Source organism: Rhodococcus sp. 2H158, assembly GCF_053764755.1.
Genome location: NZ_JBSNCE010000026.1, coordinates 1 through 15,704 on the forward strand (window position 1 = coordinate 1; position 15,704 = coordinate 15,704).

Annotated in this window: 15 protein-coding genes and 1 pseudogene; 10 read left to right on the plus strand and 6 right to left on the minus strand. The window is 69.8% G+C overall.

What is annotated here, in order from left to right:
- From ACWPOB_RS22465 to fabG, 3 genes and pseudogenes are all read left to right on the plus strand, one after another.
- Positions 1-326 (plus strand): annotated as a pseudogene (locus tag ACWPOB_RS22465) (acetyl-CoA C-acyltransferase); the annotation flags it as partial.
- A 153-nt stretch (positions 327-479) separates the two neighbouring features.
- On the plus strand, positions 480-1,241 hold the full coding sequence (locus tag ACWPOB_RS22470) for an SDR family NAD(P)-dependent oxidoreductase (RefSeq protein WP_043797318.1): 762 nt from the start codon (positions 480-482) through the stop codon (positions 1,239-1,241).
- Positions 1,242-1,273: 32 nt separating this feature from the next.
- On the plus strand, positions 1,274-2,035 hold the full coding sequence (gene fabG / locus ACWPOB_RS22475) for a 3-oxoacyl-ACP reductase FabG (protein ID WP_029546459.1): 762 nt from the start codon (positions 1,274-1,276) through the stop codon (positions 2,033-2,035).
- Positions 2,036-2,116: 81 nt separating this feature from the next.
- On the opposite strand, the gene ACWPOB_RS22480 is transcribed toward fabG, so the two are convergent.
- From ACWPOB_RS22480 to ACWPOB_RS22490, 3 genes are all read right to left on the minus strand, one after another.
- On the minus strand, positions 2,117-3,526 hold the full coding sequence (locus ACWPOB_RS22480; RefSeq protein ID WP_100056345.1) for an amino acid permease: 1,410 nt from the start codon (positions 3,524-3,526) through the stop codon (positions 2,117-2,119).
- Positions 3,519-4,784 carry a Glu/Leu/Phe/Val dehydrogenase dimerization domain-containing protein gene (locus tag ACWPOB_RS22485; RefSeq protein WP_455402167.1) on the minus strand — a complete coding sequence of 422 codons (1,266 nt, stop codon included), beginning with the start codon at positions 4,782-4,784 and terminating at the stop codon, positions 3,519-3,521. Before ACWPOB_RS22485 ends, ACWPOB_RS22480 begins: the two co-directional genes overlap by 8 nt.
- A 210-nt stretch (positions 4,785-4,994) precedes the next feature.
- Positions 4,995-5,504, minus strand: coding sequence for an Lrp/AsnC family transcriptional regulator (locus ACWPOB_RS22490; RefSeq protein ID WP_006940680.1), 510 nt, complete (start codon positions 5,502-5,504; stop codon positions 4,995-4,997).
- Between the two features lie 185 nt (positions 5,505-5,689).
- Here ACWPOB_RS22490 and hppD point away from each other — a divergent pair, with 185 nt between their 5' ends.
- Positions 5,690-6,895 (plus strand): 4-hydroxyphenylpyruvate dioxygenase, encoded by a 1,206-nt coding sequence (gene hppD, locus ACWPOB_RS22495; RefSeq protein WP_006940681.1) that lies wholly within the window; start codon positions 5,690-5,692, stop codon positions 6,893-6,895.
- Positions 6,896-6,911: 16 nt separating this feature from the next.
- On the opposite strand, the gene ACWPOB_RS22500 is transcribed toward hppD, so the two are convergent.
- Together ACWPOB_RS22500 and ACWPOB_RS22505 are read right to left on the minus strand one after the other, a co-directional pair.
- On the minus strand, positions 6,912-7,355 hold the full coding sequence (locus tag ACWPOB_RS22500; protein ID WP_455402224.1) for an SRPBCC family protein: 444 nt from the start codon (positions 7,353-7,355) through the stop codon (positions 6,912-6,914).
- A 180-nt stretch (positions 7,356-7,535) separates the two neighbouring features.
- Entirely contained in the window at positions 7,536-7,979 is a 444-nt protein-coding gene (locus ACWPOB_RS22505) for an SRPBCC family protein (protein WP_455402168.1), read from the minus strand.
- 143 nt (positions 7,980-8,122) lie between these two features.
- Here ACWPOB_RS22505 and ACWPOB_RS22510 point away from each other — a divergent pair, with 143 nt between their 5' ends.
- The 5 genes from ACWPOB_RS22510 to ACWPOB_RS22530 all read left to right on the plus strand — a co-directional run bounded on the left by ACWPOB_RS22510 (position 8,123) and on the right by ACWPOB_RS22530 (position 13,143).
- Entirely contained in the window at positions 8,123-9,250 is a 1,128-nt protein-coding gene (locus tag ACWPOB_RS22510; protein ID WP_100056348.1) for an NDMA-dependent alcohol dehydrogenase, read from the plus strand.
- A 139-nt stretch (positions 9,251-9,389) separates the two neighbouring features.
- Positions 9,390-10,010, plus strand: a complete 621-nt coding sequence (locus ACWPOB_RS22515) for a TetR/AcrR family transcriptional regulator (RefSeq protein ID WP_455402169.1) — start codon at positions 9,390-9,392, stop codon at positions 10,008-10,010.
- 138 nt (positions 10,011-10,148) lie between these two features.
- Positions 10,149-11,366 (plus strand): acyl-CoA dehydrogenase family protein, encoded by a 1,218-nt coding sequence (locus ACWPOB_RS22520; RefSeq protein ID WP_455402170.1) that lies wholly within the window; start codon positions 10,149-10,151, stop codon positions 11,364-11,366.
- Positions 11,363-12,394 carry a phosphotransferase family protein gene (locus tag ACWPOB_RS22525; protein WP_455402171.1) on the plus strand — a complete coding sequence of 344 codons (1,032 nt, stop codon included), beginning with the start codon at positions 11,363-11,365 and terminating at the stop codon, positions 12,392-12,394. The genes ACWPOB_RS22520 and ACWPOB_RS22525 overlap by 4 nt, the downstream gene beginning before the upstream one ends.
- Positions 12,391-13,143, plus strand: a complete 753-nt coding sequence (locus tag ACWPOB_RS22530; protein ID WP_455402172.1) for an SDR family NAD(P)-dependent oxidoreductase — start codon at positions 12,391-12,393, stop codon at positions 13,141-13,143. Before ACWPOB_RS22525 ends, ACWPOB_RS22530 begins: the two co-directional genes overlap by 4 nt.
- A 4-nt stretch (positions 13,144-13,147) precedes the next feature.
- Here the strand turns inward: ACWPOB_RS22530 and ACWPOB_RS22535 are convergent, their stop codons facing one another.
- On the minus strand, positions 13,148-14,413 hold the full coding sequence (locus ACWPOB_RS22535) for a GAF domain-containing protein (RefSeq protein WP_455402225.1): 1,266 nt from the start codon (positions 14,411-14,413) through the stop codon (positions 13,148-13,150).
- Positions 14,414-14,643: 230 nt separating this feature from the next.
- Here ACWPOB_RS22535 and ACWPOB_RS22540 point away from each other — a divergent pair, with 230 nt between their 5' ends.
- Positions 14,644-15,702, plus strand: coding sequence for a 2,3-butanediol dehydrogenase (locus ACWPOB_RS22540; RefSeq protein WP_455402173.1), 1,059 nt, complete (start codon positions 14,644-14,646; stop codon positions 15,700-15,702).
- The last annotated feature ends 2 nt before the right edge of the window (positions 15,703-15,704 follow it).

Below are 15,704 nucleotides of genomic sequence, written 5' to 3' on the forward strand. Positions count from 1 at the left end.
AGATCATGGGTCTGGGCCCGATCGAGGCCGTGAAGAAGGCTCTCGCCCACGCCGGCAAGACCATCTCCGACATCGACCTGTTCGAGATCAACGAGGCGTTCGCCGTGCAGGTGCTCGGCTCCGCCCGGGAACTCGGCATCGACGAGGACAAGCTGAACGTCTCCGGTGGGGCGATCGCCCTCGGTCACCCGTTCGGCATGACCGGGGCGCGGATCACCGCCACCCTGCTCAACAACCTGCAGACCCACGACAAGCAGTTCGGCGTGGAGACCATGTGCGTCGGCGGCGGTCAGGGCATGGCGATGGTCCTCGAGCGCCTGAGCTGATCGTCCCCCTCGGACCGGGAAGACGGATGAGGCGCGGTCGCGGGCCCGAAAGGGCTTGTGGCCGCGCCTTTTTCGAACTTCCGGTCTTGAACTCGAGCGCGAATTCAACTATACAATTCGCATAGGTATCGACTATCGGAGGAGACTACACACATGTCCGTGCTCGACAAGTTCCGCCTCGACGACCGCGTCGCGATCGTCACCGGCGCCTCCTCCGGCCTCGGCGTCGCCTTCGCCCAGGCTCTCGCGGAGGCCGGGGCCGACGTCGTGCTCGCGGCCCGTCGCGCCGACCGGCTCGAGCGGACCGCCGAACTCGTCCGCGCCGCCGGCCGCCGCGCGCTGAGCGTCGAGACCGACATCGCCGAGCCCGAGCAGGCGCAACGGATGGTCGATGCCGCGGTCGAGCACTTCGGCAAGGTCGACATCCTCATCAACAACGCCGGCATCGGCACGGCCGTCCCGGCCACCAAGGAGACCCCGGAGCAGTTCCGGCGCGTCATCGACATCAACCTGAACGGCTCCTATTGGGCCGCGCAGGCCGCCGGGCGCGTCATGCAGCCCGGCAGCTCCATCGTCAACATCTCCTCCGTCCTGGGCCTCACCACCGCGGGACTGCCGCAGGCCGCCTACGCCGCCAGCAAGGCCGGCGTGATCGGCCTGACCCGGGACCTGGCCCAGCAGTGGGGGGCACGCAAGGGCATCCGCGTCAATGCCATCGCGCCGGGATTCTTCGAGACCGAGATGACCGACGAGTACCAGCCCGGCTACCTCGACAGCATGAAGCCGCGAATCGTCCTGGGCCGCACCGGTGATCCCGCGGAGATCGCCGCCACCGCCGTGTGGCTCACCTCGGAGGCCGCCGGCTACGTCACCGGCCAGACGATTGCGGTCGACGGCGGCCTGACCATCAACTGAAGTTTCCAACCACAACAGCACGGAGGTAAGCAGTGAGCGAAACAGTCACCCGCACCGCCATCGTCACCGGGGCCGCGCGCGGCATCGGCGCCGCAGTCGCCAAGCGACTGGCGCAGGACGGATTCCAGGTCGCGGTCCTGGACCTCGACGAGTCCGCATGCGGCGACACCGTCTCGGCCATCGAGGCGGCCGGCGGCAAGGCCCTCGCGGTGGGCGCGAACGTCGCCGACGAGCAGTCCGTCGCCGCGGCCGTGGAGAAGGTCGCGAACGAGCTGGGCGATCCCACGGTGCTGATCAACAACGCCGGCATCACCCGCGACAACCTGCTGTTCAAGATGACCGTCGACGACTGGGACGCCGTGATGAACGTGCACCTGCGGGGCGCGTTCCTCATGTCCCGGGCGACGCAGAAGTACATGGTGGAGGCCAAGTTCGGCCGCATCGTCAACCTGTCGAGCACCTCCGCGCTGGGCAACCGCGGTCAGGTCAACTACTCCGCCGCCAAGGCCGGCATGCAGGGCTTCACCAAGACCCTCGCGATCGAGCTCGGCAAGTACGGCGTCACCGCCAACGCGATCGCCCCCGGCTTCATCGAGACCGAGATGACCGCTGCGACGGCCGAGCGGGTCGGCATGTCGTTCGAGGACTTCAAGGCCGCCGCGGCCTCGCAGATCCCCGTCGCCCGCACCGGAAAGCCCGACGACATCGCGCACACCGCCTCGTTCCTCGCGAGCGAGGGTGCGGGATTCGTGTCGGGTCAGGTCATCTACGTCGCCGGTGGTCCGAAGGACTGACGGCGGGGACCGATCCACGACGACGCCGTGCGTCCCTCCCCCCTGCGGGAGGACGCACGGCGTCGTCGTCTGTGCGGTCGGTTACGACTGCCGAACCGTCTGCCGGCGGTGCAGAAGCCAGCACGCGCCCGCGATCGTGGCGGTGAGCGCGCCCGTCGCGATGAGCTGGGTGCGGGCGGCCGTGTCGAACAGCGCGAGCACGGCGATGCCGGCGAGCAGGCCGAGCGTCGCGTACGACAGGTACGGGAAGCCCCACATCTTCAGCGGCAGGGCGTCTTCGGTGCCGTCGCGACGGGCACGTCGGCGCAGCACGAGGTGCGAGACCGCCACGAACGTCCACAGTACGAGGATGGTCGAGCCCACGGCGTTGAGCAGCAGCGGCAACACCTTGTCGGGACGCACGTAGTTGAGTGCGACGGTGACGAATCCGAACGCGACCGAGGCGAGGACCGCGTTGCGGGGCACCCCGTTGGCGGCCACCCGGCCGAACGCAGGGTAGGCCGAACCGCGTTGCGAGAGGGAGTAGATCATCCGTGAGGCGCTGAAGAGCATCGCGTTGAGCGAGGACAGCAGCGCCACCACCACGATCACGGTCATCACGGCGGCCGCACCCGGTACCGCGCCGGCGTTCAGCACCGCGACGAACGGGCCCGTGACGAGATCCTCGGACGTCCACGGCAGCACCGTCACCATGATCAGCACCGAGCCGATGTAGAAGACCAGGATGCGCCAGATCAACGTGCGCACCGCGCGGCCGACGTTGCGGCGCGGATCGGAGGTCTCGGCGGCCGCGATGGCGATGATCTCGGTGCCGCCGAACGCGAATACCACGATGAGCAGGCCCGCGGCGATACCGGCGATACCGGTGGGCGCGAAGCCGCCGTGCGCGGTGAGGTTCGCGAACCCGGTGCTGTCGAAGGCAGGCACCCATCCCGCGATCATCGCGACGCCGATCGCGAGGAAGGCGACGATGGCGACGATCTTCAGTGCCGCGAACCAGAATTCGACCTCGCCGAACCGGCGTACGCCGACGAGGTTCACGCCGGTGAGCGCCACCATGAAGAACAGTGCCGCGGCCCACTGCGGGATCCCGGGAATCGAGGCGGCGGTGATGGCGGCGGCGCCGGTCGCCTCCGCCGCGATCACGATGACCACCTGGATCCAGTACAGCCAGCCGATGGTGCGGCCGGCGACGGAGCCGAGGGCGTTCTCCGCGTGCACGGAGAAGGCGCCGCTGGCGGGGTTCGCGGCCGCCATCTCGCCCATCATCCGCATGATGAGGACGACGAGAGCGGCGGCGGCGAGGAACGAGACGAGGATGGCCGGGCCCGCGACGGCGATGCCGGCGCCGGAGCCGACGAACAGTCCCGCGCCGATCGCGCCGCCGAGACTCATCATCACCAGCTGCCGCGGCCGCATCGCCTGGTGCAGCATCGCCCGCGGCGCGGGCTCGGTGGTGGTGGCCGGCGTGGTGGCCAACGTGTCAGTCATCGATGCGCTCCCCGGCCGGCACCAGCTGGTCGAGGGCGATCTCGAACGCGGTGGCCGCGACGCCCGTATGGTCGGCGCAGCGGTCGTGGCAGCGCTGCAGCGCACCCGCGACGGTGTCCGAGACGTCGCCGAAGATCGCCGCGTCCGAGACCTCCACGTCACCCTCCATGAGCTGGGCGAAGGCGCGGGCCATGCCGCTGTTGGCGATGAAGTCGGGGATCACGGAGACGGACTTGTCCGCGTGCTCGTAGGTGGGGCCGTAGAAGATCTCGTCGTCGGCGAAGGGCACGTTCGCTCCGCTGGCGATCACCTCGAGGCCGGCCGTGACCATACGGTCGACCTGTTCGCGGGTGACCAGGCGGGAGGCCGCGCAGGGGAGGAAGATCTCGGCGCCGAGGTCCCAGATCGCGTCGTGCACCTCGGTGAACGGACGCATCCGGTCGCTGCGGAGCGCGTTGCCGTCCTTGTTCAGCAGCAGCGTGCGCACCTCGTCGAAGTCGAGTCCGGCCGTGTCGAGGATGCCGCCGTCGCGGTCGATGATGCCGACCACGCGAGCCCCGGCCTGGGCCAGGTAGTAGGCCGCGGCCGCGCCGACGTTGCCCCAGCCCTGGACGATCACCCGCTTGCCGCCGAGCCCGTGATTGCCGGCGGGGTCGCCGTAGATGCGGTAGTGGTGGCGCACCGACTCGGCGACGCCCCAGCCCGTGATCAGATCGGCCACCGTGTACTTCGCATCCGGTGCCGGGGTGAACCGGGTGTCCTCGACGACCTTCGCGACACCGAGCCGCAGCTGCCCGACCCGCTGGACGCGTTCGCGGTCGTCCGCCGCGAAGTGCCCGTTGACGACGCCCTCCTGCGGATGCCACAGCCCGTTGCTCTCGGTGAGCGGCACGACCTCGGTCATCTCGTCGACGTTCAGGTCGCCGCCGGTGCCGTAGTAGGCGCGCAGCAGCGGCGCGACCGCCCGGAACCAGCGCCGCAGCACGCCGTCCTTGCGCGGGTCGGAGGGGTCGAAGTCGATGCCGGACTTGGCGCCGCCGATGGCCGGACCGGAGACGGTGAACTTGACCTCCATCGTCTTCGCCAGCGACTCGACCTCGCGGCGGTCGAGGCCGTGGCGCATCCGCGTGCCGCCACCGGCCGCGCCGCCGCGCAGGGAGTTGATGACGACCCAGCCGCGGGCGGTGGTCTCGGTGTCGTGCCACTCGAAGACGATCTCGGGGGCCTTGTCCTCGAAACGGGTCAGCAGGTTCTTCATGTCTTCTCTCGGGAGTCGGGACGGTGCGATGCCCGGGGAGCGGGCGAATGAAGAAGACTGTGACCGTGGTTACAGAGGGGGCGCAAGTGCGGCCTGCACTACTGGTCAGGCTGAAGAGCTGTAGCGCAGCCGCCCGTCGTTTTTCTGTGCAGTGTGCAGAGCTGTTTCGGCGTTTTCGGCGGGCGGGGGCGAGCGTGCCGACCTTCAGCTCTACCGACGGTAGGCGGGCGCTTTGGCGGTTTTGCCCGGCTGCAGCGTGCGGAGCAGGGGCATGGCCCGGTACCGCACCACCTCCGACAACACCATGACGCTGGTCGACCGGGCGACGATCGACGACCGGTTCAGTTCGATCAGCGTCTGCTGCAGACCGAGGTGGGAGTCCGCGGCGATCCGGCACAGAATGTCGCCGGCGCCGGTCGTCGCGAACGCCTCGAGCACCCCGGGAATCGCTTCGAGGACATCGGTGATCGCTTCGAGCGCACCCTGGACGATCTCCATCGTCACGAATGCCTGGACCTCGAATCCGGCGGCCGCCAGGTCCAGTCGCGGTTCGTAGCCGGCGATGATCCCGGACTCCTCGAGCCGGCGCAGCCGTGCCGAGACCGTCGCGCGCGCCACCCGCAACCTCCGGGACAACTCCAGGGCGCCGATCTTCGGATCCGTGTGCAGCGTGTCCAGGAGCGCGAAATCCAACTCGTCCAGCTGCACGGCGTCACGCATGGCCGTTCCTTCCGAAGAGGCGGCGGAAACTGTGCCGATTGTATAGCGGCTCGCCCGGCATCCCGCATTTTCCAGTCAGGTCGATCAGCTGGGAGAGAGGAGATTGCACCGTCGCGGCGACGGGGTTTTTCCTGGTGACACACGACACACCGATGGCGCCGCGTCCGGCGGCAGGAGGAATCGCCATGACTCTCGAGTTCACCCTCACCGACAGCGAGAAGCTCGCCCAGCTGAACCCCGAGGAACTGCGGCAGCTCGTCGGCCTCGTCGAGTACGACGCCGAGCGGGACCCGTTCCCGGTCAGCGGCTGGGACGCGGTGGTGTGGGTGGTGGGCAACGCCACCCAGGCCGCGCACTACTACCAGTCCGCATTCGGGATGGAACTGATCGCCTATTCCGGTCCCACCACCGGCAACCGCGACCACCACGCCTACGTCCTGCGCAGCGGGGCGGTGCGGTTCGTGGTCAAGGGTGCGGTCGATCCGGACAGCCCGCTCGTCGAGCACCATCGCCGGCACGGTGACGGCGTCGTGGACATCGCGCTGCAGGTGCCCGACGTCGACAAGTGCATCGCGCACGCCCGGGCTCAGGGCGCGACGGTCCTCGAGGAGCCGTACGAGATCAGCGACGAGTACGGCACGGTGCGACTCGCCGCGATCGCCACCTACGGCGAGACGCGCCACACGCTCGTCGACCGGTCCCGCTACACGGGCCCGTATCTGCCCGGCTACGTGGAGAAGTCGTCGACCTACCGCAAGCGCGACGGCGCGCCCAAGCGGATCTTCCAGGCCCTCGACCACGTGGTCGGCAACGTCGAGCTCGGCCACATGGACGAGTGGGTCGGCTTCTACAACCGCGTCATGGGCTTCACCAACATGGCCGAGTTCATCGGTGACGACATCGCCACCGACTACTCGGCCCTGATGAGCAAGGTGGTCTGCAACGGCAACCACCGCGTCAAGTTCCCGCTCAACGAGCCGGCCGTCGCGAAGAAGCGCTCGCAGATCGACGAGTACCTCGATTTCTACCGTGGGCCCGGCGCGCAGCACCTGGCGCTGGCCACCAACGACATCCTCACCGCCGTCGACCGGCTCCGCGAGGAGGGTGTGGAGTTCCTCGCCACCCCCGACGCCTACTACGAGGACCCCGAGCTGCGCGCGCGGATCGGGAACGTGCGGGTGCCGATCGAGGAACTGCAGAAGCGTGGCATCCTCGTCGACCGGGACGAGGACGGTTACCTCCTGCAGATCTTCACCAAGCCGATCACCGATCGCCCGACGGTGTTCTTCGAGCTGATCGAGCGGCACGGTTCGCTCGGTTTCGGCAAGGGCAACTTCAAGGCCCTGTTCGAGGCGATCGAGCGCGAGCAGGCGGCGCGCGGCAACTTCTGACCGGCCGCGCGGCGGGTCAGGAGATCCGGCTGACCTGCTCCCGCAGCGCGTTCTCGGTCCGGCGGACGATCGTGCCCACCAGCGGCTCGATGAGCAGCCCCGCCGCGCGACCGGCCGCGCCGCCGGGCAGCCGGTAGCCGAAGTCGACGGCGAGGCGCATGCGACCGTCGCCCAGATCGTCGAACTGCCACGACGACAGGGTGCGGAAGCCGGAGATCGAGCTCAGCACGATCCGGTGGTTGTCCTCCCACTCGACGATCTCGAGCCGGGAGTCGAAGGTGGCCGGCCCGATCCGCATGCTCGCGTCGAAGAGCGCGCCCACGCCGCGGACCCGATCACCCACGGGCTCGAAGCGGGTGACTCCGAACATCCACTCCGGGACCGTGTGGTGATCGGCGACGTAGGCGAAGGCGGCCTGACGGTCCACGAGCGCCACCCCGTCGTGGCGCACATGGATCATGCGACGATCGTCAGTCATCCGGCGGCACCTCCGCCGCCGAACCTAGCGGAGTTGCTCGCGTCTCCGGAATCCGCCCGCGCAACTGTGTGGGCGGATTCCGGATGATCGCGTGAATCGCCTTGCTCTCCAAGATGTTTGTCGCCCGAGGCGAGCGCCGTGTCGGCGCAGGGGACGCGTCGCTCAGGCGACGCGGCCGAGGTTCGAGCGCAGCGCCTGCTCGGTCTGGCGGATCGCGGTGCCCACCACCGGTTCGATGAGCTTGCCGAGCGCCCGTCCGGCCAGGCCGCCGGGAAGCTGGTACCCGAAGTCGACGTCGAGGCGGATCCGCCCGTCGCCGAGGTCGGCGAGTTCCCACGACGAGGCGGTGCGGAACCCCGCGATGGAGTCGAGAACGATCCGGCGGTCGAGTTCCCAGTCGACGATCGCGAGGCGGGATTCGAGGCCCTTCGGTCCGATCTGCATGGTCGCGTCGAAGACCGCGCCGAGGCCGTTGACCTGCGGCCCCACCGGCACGAAGCGGTTGACGCCGTACATCCATTCGGGGACCGTGCGGTGATCGTCGAGGTAGGCGAACGCCACCTCGGGGGGAACCTCCGCAACGGCGCTGTGGCGGATGTGGATCATCGTGTACCTCCATGGGGACATTGCCGTTACCCAAGGTATCAGGTAACTCGCGTCCTGGGGAGATCCTCAAAGTCGTCCATGCGGACGCTCGTCCTGCTCTACTCATGGTGACACAGTTCACAGTGGATCCGGTGGGAGGGTTCGTGAAGACCAAGGCTGCGGTGATCAAAGGGCTCAATCAGCCATGGGAGATCGAGGAGATCGACCTCGGAGACCCGGTCGCCGGTGAAGTGCAGGTGCGTCTGGCAGCGTCCGGACTGTGCCACTCCGACGAACATCTACGCTCCGGCGCGACGCCGATGCCGTCCTTCCCCATCCTCGGCGGGCACGAGGGCGCCGGCGTGGTCACCAAGGTCGGGCCGGGGGTGGCCAACATCCGGGAGGGCGACCACGTGGTGCTCGCCTTCATCCCGGCGTGCGGGCGATGCCGTTCGTGCGCGAAGGGCCTGCAGAACATCTGCGACGAGGGGGCGAACCTCCTCACCGGGCAGGCGATCGCCGACAAGACGCACCGGGTGACCCTCAATGGTGATCCGGTCATCCAGATGTGCCTGCTCGGCACGTTCGCGCCCTACGTCACCGTGCACGAGGCCTCGGTCATCAAGATCGAGGACGACATTCCGCTCGACAAAGCCGCCCTGCTCGGCTGTGGCGTTGCCACGGGCTGGGGCTCCGCGACGGCGATCGGCGGCACCAAGGTGGGCGACTCCGTCGTCGTGATCGGCATCGGCGGCGTGGGCATCAACGCGGTGCAGGGGGCCGCGCACGCGGGTGCCCGGCACGTCGTCGCCATCGACCCGGTGGAGTTCAAGCGGGATCAGGCCAAGAAGTTCGGGGCGACCCACACGTTCGCCTCGATCGAGGAGGCGCTGCCGGTGATCGGCGAGATCACCTGGGGTGCGATGGCCGACGTCACGATCATCACCGTCGGTGAGATCCACGGGGACATCATCGCCCCGTCGATGGCGCTGACCGGCAAGGGCGGCCAGGTGGTCGTGGTGGGCATGGGCAGCGCCGCCGACACCCAGGTGACGCTGAGCCTGTTCGAACTGACCCTGCTGCAGAAGCGCCTGCAGGGCGCGATCTTCGGTGGTGTCGGCCCGCGCTCGCAGATCCCGAAGCTGCTCGACCTCTACCGCAGCGGACAGCTCGAGCTCGACAAGCTGGTCACCAAGACATACCGGCTCGAGGACATCAACGACGGCTATGCCGACATGCACGAGGGCCGAAACCTGCGCGGCATGGTGCTCTACGGCGACGACGACTACTGACAGGGAGCGGGCACCGGCACCGCGATCCGGTGACGGGCCGGCCGGCGGTGACGTTCGGCCGGCCCGCCGGCGGTGACGTTCGGCCGGCCCGCCGGCAGTGACGTTCGGCCGGCCCGCCGGGGTCGCCTACGGTGATGCCATGGAAACGCGTGAGGAAGCCGTCGAATCGGGATCGTGGCGGCAGTACGGGCCGTCGACCCTGCCCAAGCCGCTCGAGGCCGCCCTCGAGGCGTTCGCCGAGCGCGGTTACGACGGCACCTCGATCCGGGAGATCGCCGCCCGGGCCGGGCTGTCGGTGCCGGGCCTGTACCATCACTACCCGTCGAAGCAGGCGCTGCTGGTCTCGCTGACGACGGCGGTGATGGGCGATCTGCTCGACCGCAGCCGGCAGGCCCTCGCGGAGGCCGGCCCCACGGCCTCCGAGCGGTTCGACGCGGTCGTCGAGTCCCTGCTGCGGTTCCACATGTTCCGGCGCAATCAGGCTTTCGTCGCCTCCACCGAGATGCGCAGTATGGAACCGGACAGCCGGAAGGCCTACATCGCGTTGCGCGACGAGCAGCAGCGGATGCTCGACGAGATCGTCCGGGACGGGGTGACGAGCGGGGAGTTCGGTACCGAGTTCCCGGAGGACGCCAGCCGAGCGGTCATCACCATGTGCGTCGCCGTCGCCGGGTGGTATCGACCGGACGGGCCGCTTGCGCCCGACGAGGTGGTCCACCGCTACCTCGCCATCGCGCGCTGCGCCGTGGGCGCACGGTAAGGACTGCGCCGTGGGCGCACGGTAGCGACTGCGCCGTGGGCGCACGGTAGAGCGTCCGGGTTGACCGCGCGGGGTGGGGTGTGTCACGGTTGTCGTAACCGAGCGATCGATCGGTCGGGGTGAGGAGGAGGAATCGCGATGGCTGTCGATCTGTCGTACCCGGAACACGTCCAGGCGCTGGTGGCGAGGACCGAGGAGTTCGTCCGGGAGCACGTGCTGCCCGTCGAGGACGCCCACAACGGTGACATCACCGCCGCCGGCGGCGACGACCTGCGGGTGAAGCTGCAGCAGGCGGCCAAGGACGCCGGCGTCTTCGCGCCGCACGCACCCGTCGAGTACGGCGGCCACGGACTCGGCATGGTCGACCGCGCCCCGGTGTTCGAGGCGGCGGGCTACTCGCTGTTCGGGCCCATCGCGCTCAACATCGCCGCCCCCGACGAGGGCAACGTGCACATGCTCGCGCACATCGCCAGCCCGGAACAGAAGGAGCAGTTCCTCGCGCCGCTCGCCCACGGCGACGTGCGGTCCGGATTCGCGATGACCGAACCGGCGCCCGGCGCCGGGTCCGACCCCAACGCGCTCACCACCCGCGCCGAGAAGGTCTCCGGCGGTTGGAAGATCAACGGCCGCAAGTACTTCATCACCGGAGCCGACGGCGCCGGCTTCTTCATCATCATGGCCCGCACCTCCGGCGAACCCGGACAGCGCGGCGGGGCCACGATGTTCCTCGCCCCCGCCGACACCCCGGGCCTGACCGTCGGCCGGCACATCGACACCATCGACCGCGCCATGATCGGCGGTCACTGCGAGGTGTTCTTCGAGGACCTGTTCGTGCCGGATTCCGCCGTCCTCGGTGAGGTCGACCAGGGCTTCGCCTACGCGCAGGTGCGGCTCGGGCCCGCCCGCATGACGCACGTGATGCGCTGGCTCGGCGCGGCGCGCCGCGGCCACGACATCGCCGTCGCCCGCGTCGCCGAGCGGGAAGGGTTCGGCGGCAAGCTCGGCGACCTCGGCATGATCCAGAAGATGGTCGCCGACAACGAGATCGACATCGCCGCCACCCGTGCCCTGCTGACGCAGGCATGCTGGGAACTCGACCAGGGATCGCACGCGTCCAACTCCACGTCCATCGCCAAGACCTTCGCGGCCGAGGCGGTGTTCCGCATCGTCGACCGTTCGATGCAGATGTGCGGCGGCCTCGGCGTCTCCGCCGACCTGCCCGTCGCGCGGCTCGCCCGCGAGGTCCGCCCGTTCCGCATCTACGACGGGCCTTCCGAGGTGCACCGCTGGGCCATCGCCAAGCGCGCCGTCGGCGCCGCGAAGAAGGCGGCCGCCGCGAAGGAGAGCCGGGCATGAAGACCGCACAGCACGAGGGACTCGACCTGAGTGCCCTGCACCGCTATCTGGAGGACTCGGGTATCGCCCTCGACGGCGAACTGCGCGCCGAACTCATCTCCGGCGGCAAGTCGAATCTGACGTACGCGATCTTCGACGACACGTCGCGGTGGGTGCTGCGCCGGCCGCCGACGGCGGGGCTCACCCCGTCCGCGCACGACGTCGCCCGCGAGTTCCGCATTACGTCGGCGCTGCAGGGTTGCGGCGTGCCCGTCGCGCAGACCGTCGTCCTGTGCGAGGACGACTCCGTGATGGGCGCTCCGTTCACCGTCGTCGAGCACGTCACCGGCCGGGTGATCCGCACGACCGAGGACCTCGCCACCCTGGGCGACGCCGAGATCGAATCGTGCACCGGCGAGCTCGTCCGCGTGCTCGCCGCCCTGCACTCGGTGGACTACGAGGCCGTCGGCCTCGGAAACCTCGGCCGCCCCGACGGGTACGTCGCCCGGCAGGTGAAGCTGTGGGCCGGCCAGTGGGACCGGGTCAAGACCCGCGACCTCGACGACCTCGATCGGCTCCACGCCGCCCTCGCCGACGCGATCCCCGCGTCGTCGGCGGCGTCGATCGTGCACGGCGACTACCGGATCGACAACACGATTCTCGATCCCGTCGACGCCGGAAAGATTGCGGCGGTGGTGGATTGGGAGCTGTCCACGCTCGGCGACCCGCTCACCGACGTCGCCCTGATGTGCGTGTACCGCAACCCCGCGCTCGATCAGGTGCTCGGCGAATCCGCCGCGTGGACCAGCCCGCGCCTGCCGTCGGCCGACGACCTCGCACAGCGCTACGCGGTGGCGACCGGCCGCGAACTCGCCCACTGGAACTTCTACATGGGCCTGGCGAACTTCAAGCTCGCCGTCATCGCCGAGGGCATCAACCACCGCTGGCGCGTGGGGGCGACCGTCGGCGACGGCTTCGACAGGGCAGGGGAGGCCGTACCGGTCTTCGCGGCCGCCGGCCTGGAGGCACTGCGGGGAGGCGCAGCGTGACAACCGATCTCGTGAACCCCAGCGCCCTGGTCACCGGCGCATCCCGCGGCATCGGGCTCGGTGTCGCCACCCGCCTCGCGGAGCAGGGCTACGGTCTGACGCTCACCGCGCGCGACGAGGCGCGGCTCGACGCGGTGGCCGTCGGCCTGCGCGACGCCGGTGCGCCCGAGGTCCGGGTCGTCGCCGCCGACCTCGGCGACCCCGACACCGCGGCGCGCGTCGTCGCGGCGCACGAGGAGACGTTCGGCAGCATGCGGGCGCTCGTGCTCAACGCCGGCGTCGGAACTGCCGGCACCATCGCCGAGTTCCCGATGCGGCGCTTCGGCAAGACGGTGTCCGTCAACTTCGAGACCCCCTTCGCCCTGATCCAGGCCTCGTTGCCGCTGCTGCGCAAGGCCGCGACCGCCGCCCCGGGCCGTGGTGCGAAAGTGGTTGCGCTGTCGTCGATCACCGGTGTCTACGCCGAGGCCGGCCTGGCCGTGTACGGGGCGACGAAGGCGGCGCTGATCTCTCTGGTCGAGACGCTCAACGCCGAGGAGTCCGGCAACGGCGTCAGCGCGTCCGCGATCGCACCCGCCTACGTCGACACCGACATGTCCGACTGGATCAAGGACCGCATCCCCGCCGAGGAGATGCTCGAGGTGAACGACGTCGTCGAACTCGTCGACGCGGTGCTGCGGCTGTCCTCCCGTGCGGTGCTGCCGCGCCTGGTGCTCAGCCGGGCCGGGACGGACGCCTACCGGGCCTGAGCCCTCACCGGCCGTCCGCGAGCGCGCGGACGGCCGGGCTGGTCGCGTGCCGGACGAACGCGCAGTCCGCGAGGCGTTCGGCCGTTCCGAGCGTGAGCGTCATGTCGACCGAGTCGGCGAGCCGGTAGGGCCGGCTCTCGACGACGGAGCCGAGCACGCGGCGCAGCCGGGACACCTCCGCCCGCACCGCGACGGCGTGGTCCGGGTCGCCGTAGATGCCGTTGCTCACCTCGGTCACCGTCATTCCCTGCGGCCCGCGCAGGTGCAGCAGGAGCAGGATTTCGGCATGGCGGGCGGACAGCGGGCTGCGCCACGCCGAGTCGGTGCCGCTGACGACGACCGTCGGCGTGCCGGACAGGTCCAGTTCGATCGCCATCCGCGCCGGGCCACCCGCGGGCCGGATCAGCCAGCCGTGCGCGAGCTGCTCCGGCACGCACAGGCCCAGGCCGGGCACGCTCAAGGTCCGCTCGGACGTCGGCGCCGCCACGCGCTTGGTGGCCGCAACGCCCGACGCGTGCGCCACCCACCCGTGCTCGTCGACGAGCAGCAGCGGCCCGCTCATCGAGGCGAGCACCGGCGCCGCGGCCGTGCGCAGCCGTTCGAGCCGGTTCTCGTGCAACCGCCACAGCTGCGCCTCGGCGAGCCGCACCGCCGTCTCGACGAGCGCGCTGATGGTGGGATGGATCGTCAGGGCAGGCCCGCTCACGTCGACCACGCCGAGGAGCTCCCCGGTGCGCGGATCGTGGATCGGTGCCGCGGTGCAGTACCAGGGGTGCTGGGACTGCTCGAAGTGCTCGGCGGAGAACAGCTGTACCGGGGCGGCCTCGGCGAGGGCCGTCCCGATCGCATTGGTCCCCACGGTCGACTCCGTCCACCGGGCGCCCTCACTGAATCCGAGGCTGTCGGCGCGGCTGCGCACCTTGGCCGACCCGGCCCGCCACAGCACGATCCCGTCCGCGTCGGTCACGACCATCAACATGTGCGACGCCTCGGCCACGGAGCACACCACCTGCTCGAGGTCGCCGATCACCCCCGACAGCGGGGAGTTCCGCCGGCGCCGTTCGACCTCGGCGAGCGGCAGCAGGGCGCGGGCGTTGCTGCCGTCGGGGGCGAGTCCGGCCCCGAGCACCCGCGTCCACGATCGCGCGACCACCGACCGCGGCCGCAACGGCGAACGACCGCCGCCGATGACCGCATCGTGCATGCGCGCCAGTTCGCGCGCGTATCGATGCAGGTCGGTGCCGGGTTCGATGGCGCTGAAGTTGACCACGGTCTCCATCTCTCGTCGGTCGGGTTGCGGTGAGCATATGCCCGGAGATGTGTCCGGCACCACACCCGGCGTGCGGCGGTGCCGCGGCGCAACGCACTGCAACGCTTGTTGCGGCGACGCCCGCGCTGTGTTCTGGATCACGCGCCGGCCTCGGTAGCGGCGCACCCGGATGGTCCCGCGTCGGACATGGCCGAACAGGTCCGACGCCCGTACAGCGAGGAGATCGACCCATGAAGGCAGCCCGCTTCCACGGCCCCGGGGACATCCGGGTCGAGGATGTCCCCGAACCGGCGACCCGGCCCGGAACCGTCAAGGTCGAGGTCGAGTGGTGCGGTATCTGCGGCGGCACCGACCTGCACGAGTACCTCGAGGGCCCGATCTTCGCCCCGCCTGCCGACGCACCGCACCCCATCACCGGTGAGACCGTGCCGATCACGCTCGGTCACGAGTTCGCCGGTGTCGTCGCGGAAGTGGGCGACGGCGTGGACGACGTGCGGGTGGGCGACCGGGTGGTCGTCGAGCCGTACATCATCTGCGGCCGCTGCGACGCCTGCCGCAACGGCCGTTACAACGTGTGCAGCACACTGGGTTTCGTGGGCCTGTCGGGGTACGGCGGCGGCTTCTCGCAGTACGTCGTCGCCGAGCGGCGCTGGATCCATCCGCTCGGCGAACTCGGCACCGACGTCGGCGCCCTCGTCGAACCGCTCGCCGTCGCGTACCACGCCGTGCGACTGTCCGGCGCGCAACCGAGCCATTCCGCGCTCGTGTTCGGGGCCGGGCCGATCGGTCTCGTCACCACCTCGGCGCTGCGCGCCGCCGGGGTCGAGCAGATCATCGTCGTCGAACCGGCCGAGGTGCGGAAGAAGAAGGCCGAGCCGGCCGGGGCGGATCACATCATCGACCCGCGCGACGGCGACGTCACCGAGCAGGTGCTGGAGCTGACCGGCGGCCGCGGCGCCGACGTCTCCTTCGAATGCGCCGGCATCGACGCCGTGCTGAAGTCCGCGATCCTGTCCACTCGCGCCGGTGGCACGTGCGTGAACGTCGCGATCTGGGGCCACGAGGCGTCCGTCGCCATGAACGACCTCGTCTTCCGCGAGGTCAACCTGCTCGGCAGCCTGGCCTATGCGAACGACCATCCCGCCACGATCGAGATGATCGCCTCCGGCAAGGTCGACCCCTACCAGTTCATCACCGGCCGGATCGCGCTCGACGACATCGTCGAGAGTGGTTTCGAGGAACTGATCAACAACAAGGAGGAGAACGTCAAGATTCTCGTCCAGCCGTGACG

Bases quoted from the DNA above. Each gene is read 5' to 3' on its own strand.
- ACWPOB_RS22520 (WP_455402170.1), top strand. From the start codon at position 10,149: ATGGCTGTCGATCTGTCGTACCCGGAACACGTCCAGGCGCTGGTGGCG.
- hppD (WP_006940681.1), top strand. From the start codon at position 5,690: ATGACTCTCGAGTTCACCCTCACCGACAGCGAGAAGCTCGCCCAGCTG.
- ACWPOB_RS22480 (WP_100056345.1), bottom strand. From the start codon at position 3,526: ATGACTGACACGTTGGCCACCACGCCGGCCACCACCACCGAGCCCGCG.
- ACWPOB_RS22470 (WP_043797318.1), top strand. From the start codon at position 480: ATGTCCGTGCTCGACAAGTTCCGCCTCGACGACCGCGTCGCGATCGTC.
- ACWPOB_RS22505 (WP_455402168.1), bottom strand. From the start codon at position 7,979: ATGATCCACATCCGCCACAGCGCCGTTGCGGAGGTTCCCCCCGAGGTG.
- ACWPOB_RS22525 (WP_455402171.1), top strand. From the start codon at position 11,363: ATGAAGACCGCACAGCACGAGGGACTCGACCTGAGTGCCCTGCACCGC.
- ACWPOB_RS22500 (WP_455402224.1), bottom strand. From the start codon at position 7,355: ATGATCCATGTGCGCCACGACGGGGTGGCGCTCGTGGACCGTCAGGCC.
- ACWPOB_RS22540 (WP_455402173.1), top strand. From the start codon at position 14,644: ATGAAGGCAGCCCGCTTCCACGGCCCCGGGGACATCCGGGTCGAGGAT.
- ACWPOB_RS22490 (WP_006940680.1), bottom strand. From the start codon at position 5,504: ATGCGTGACGCCGTGCAGCTGGACGAGTTGGATTTCGCGCTCCTGGAC.
- ACWPOB_RS22485 (WP_455402167.1), bottom strand. From the start codon at position 4,784: ATGAAGAACCTGCTGACCCGTTTCGAGGACAAGGCCCCCGAGATCGTC.
- ACWPOB_RS22515 (WP_455402169.1), top strand. From the start codon at position 9,390: ATGGAAACGCGTGAGGAAGCCGTCGAATCGGGATCGTGGCGGCAGTAC.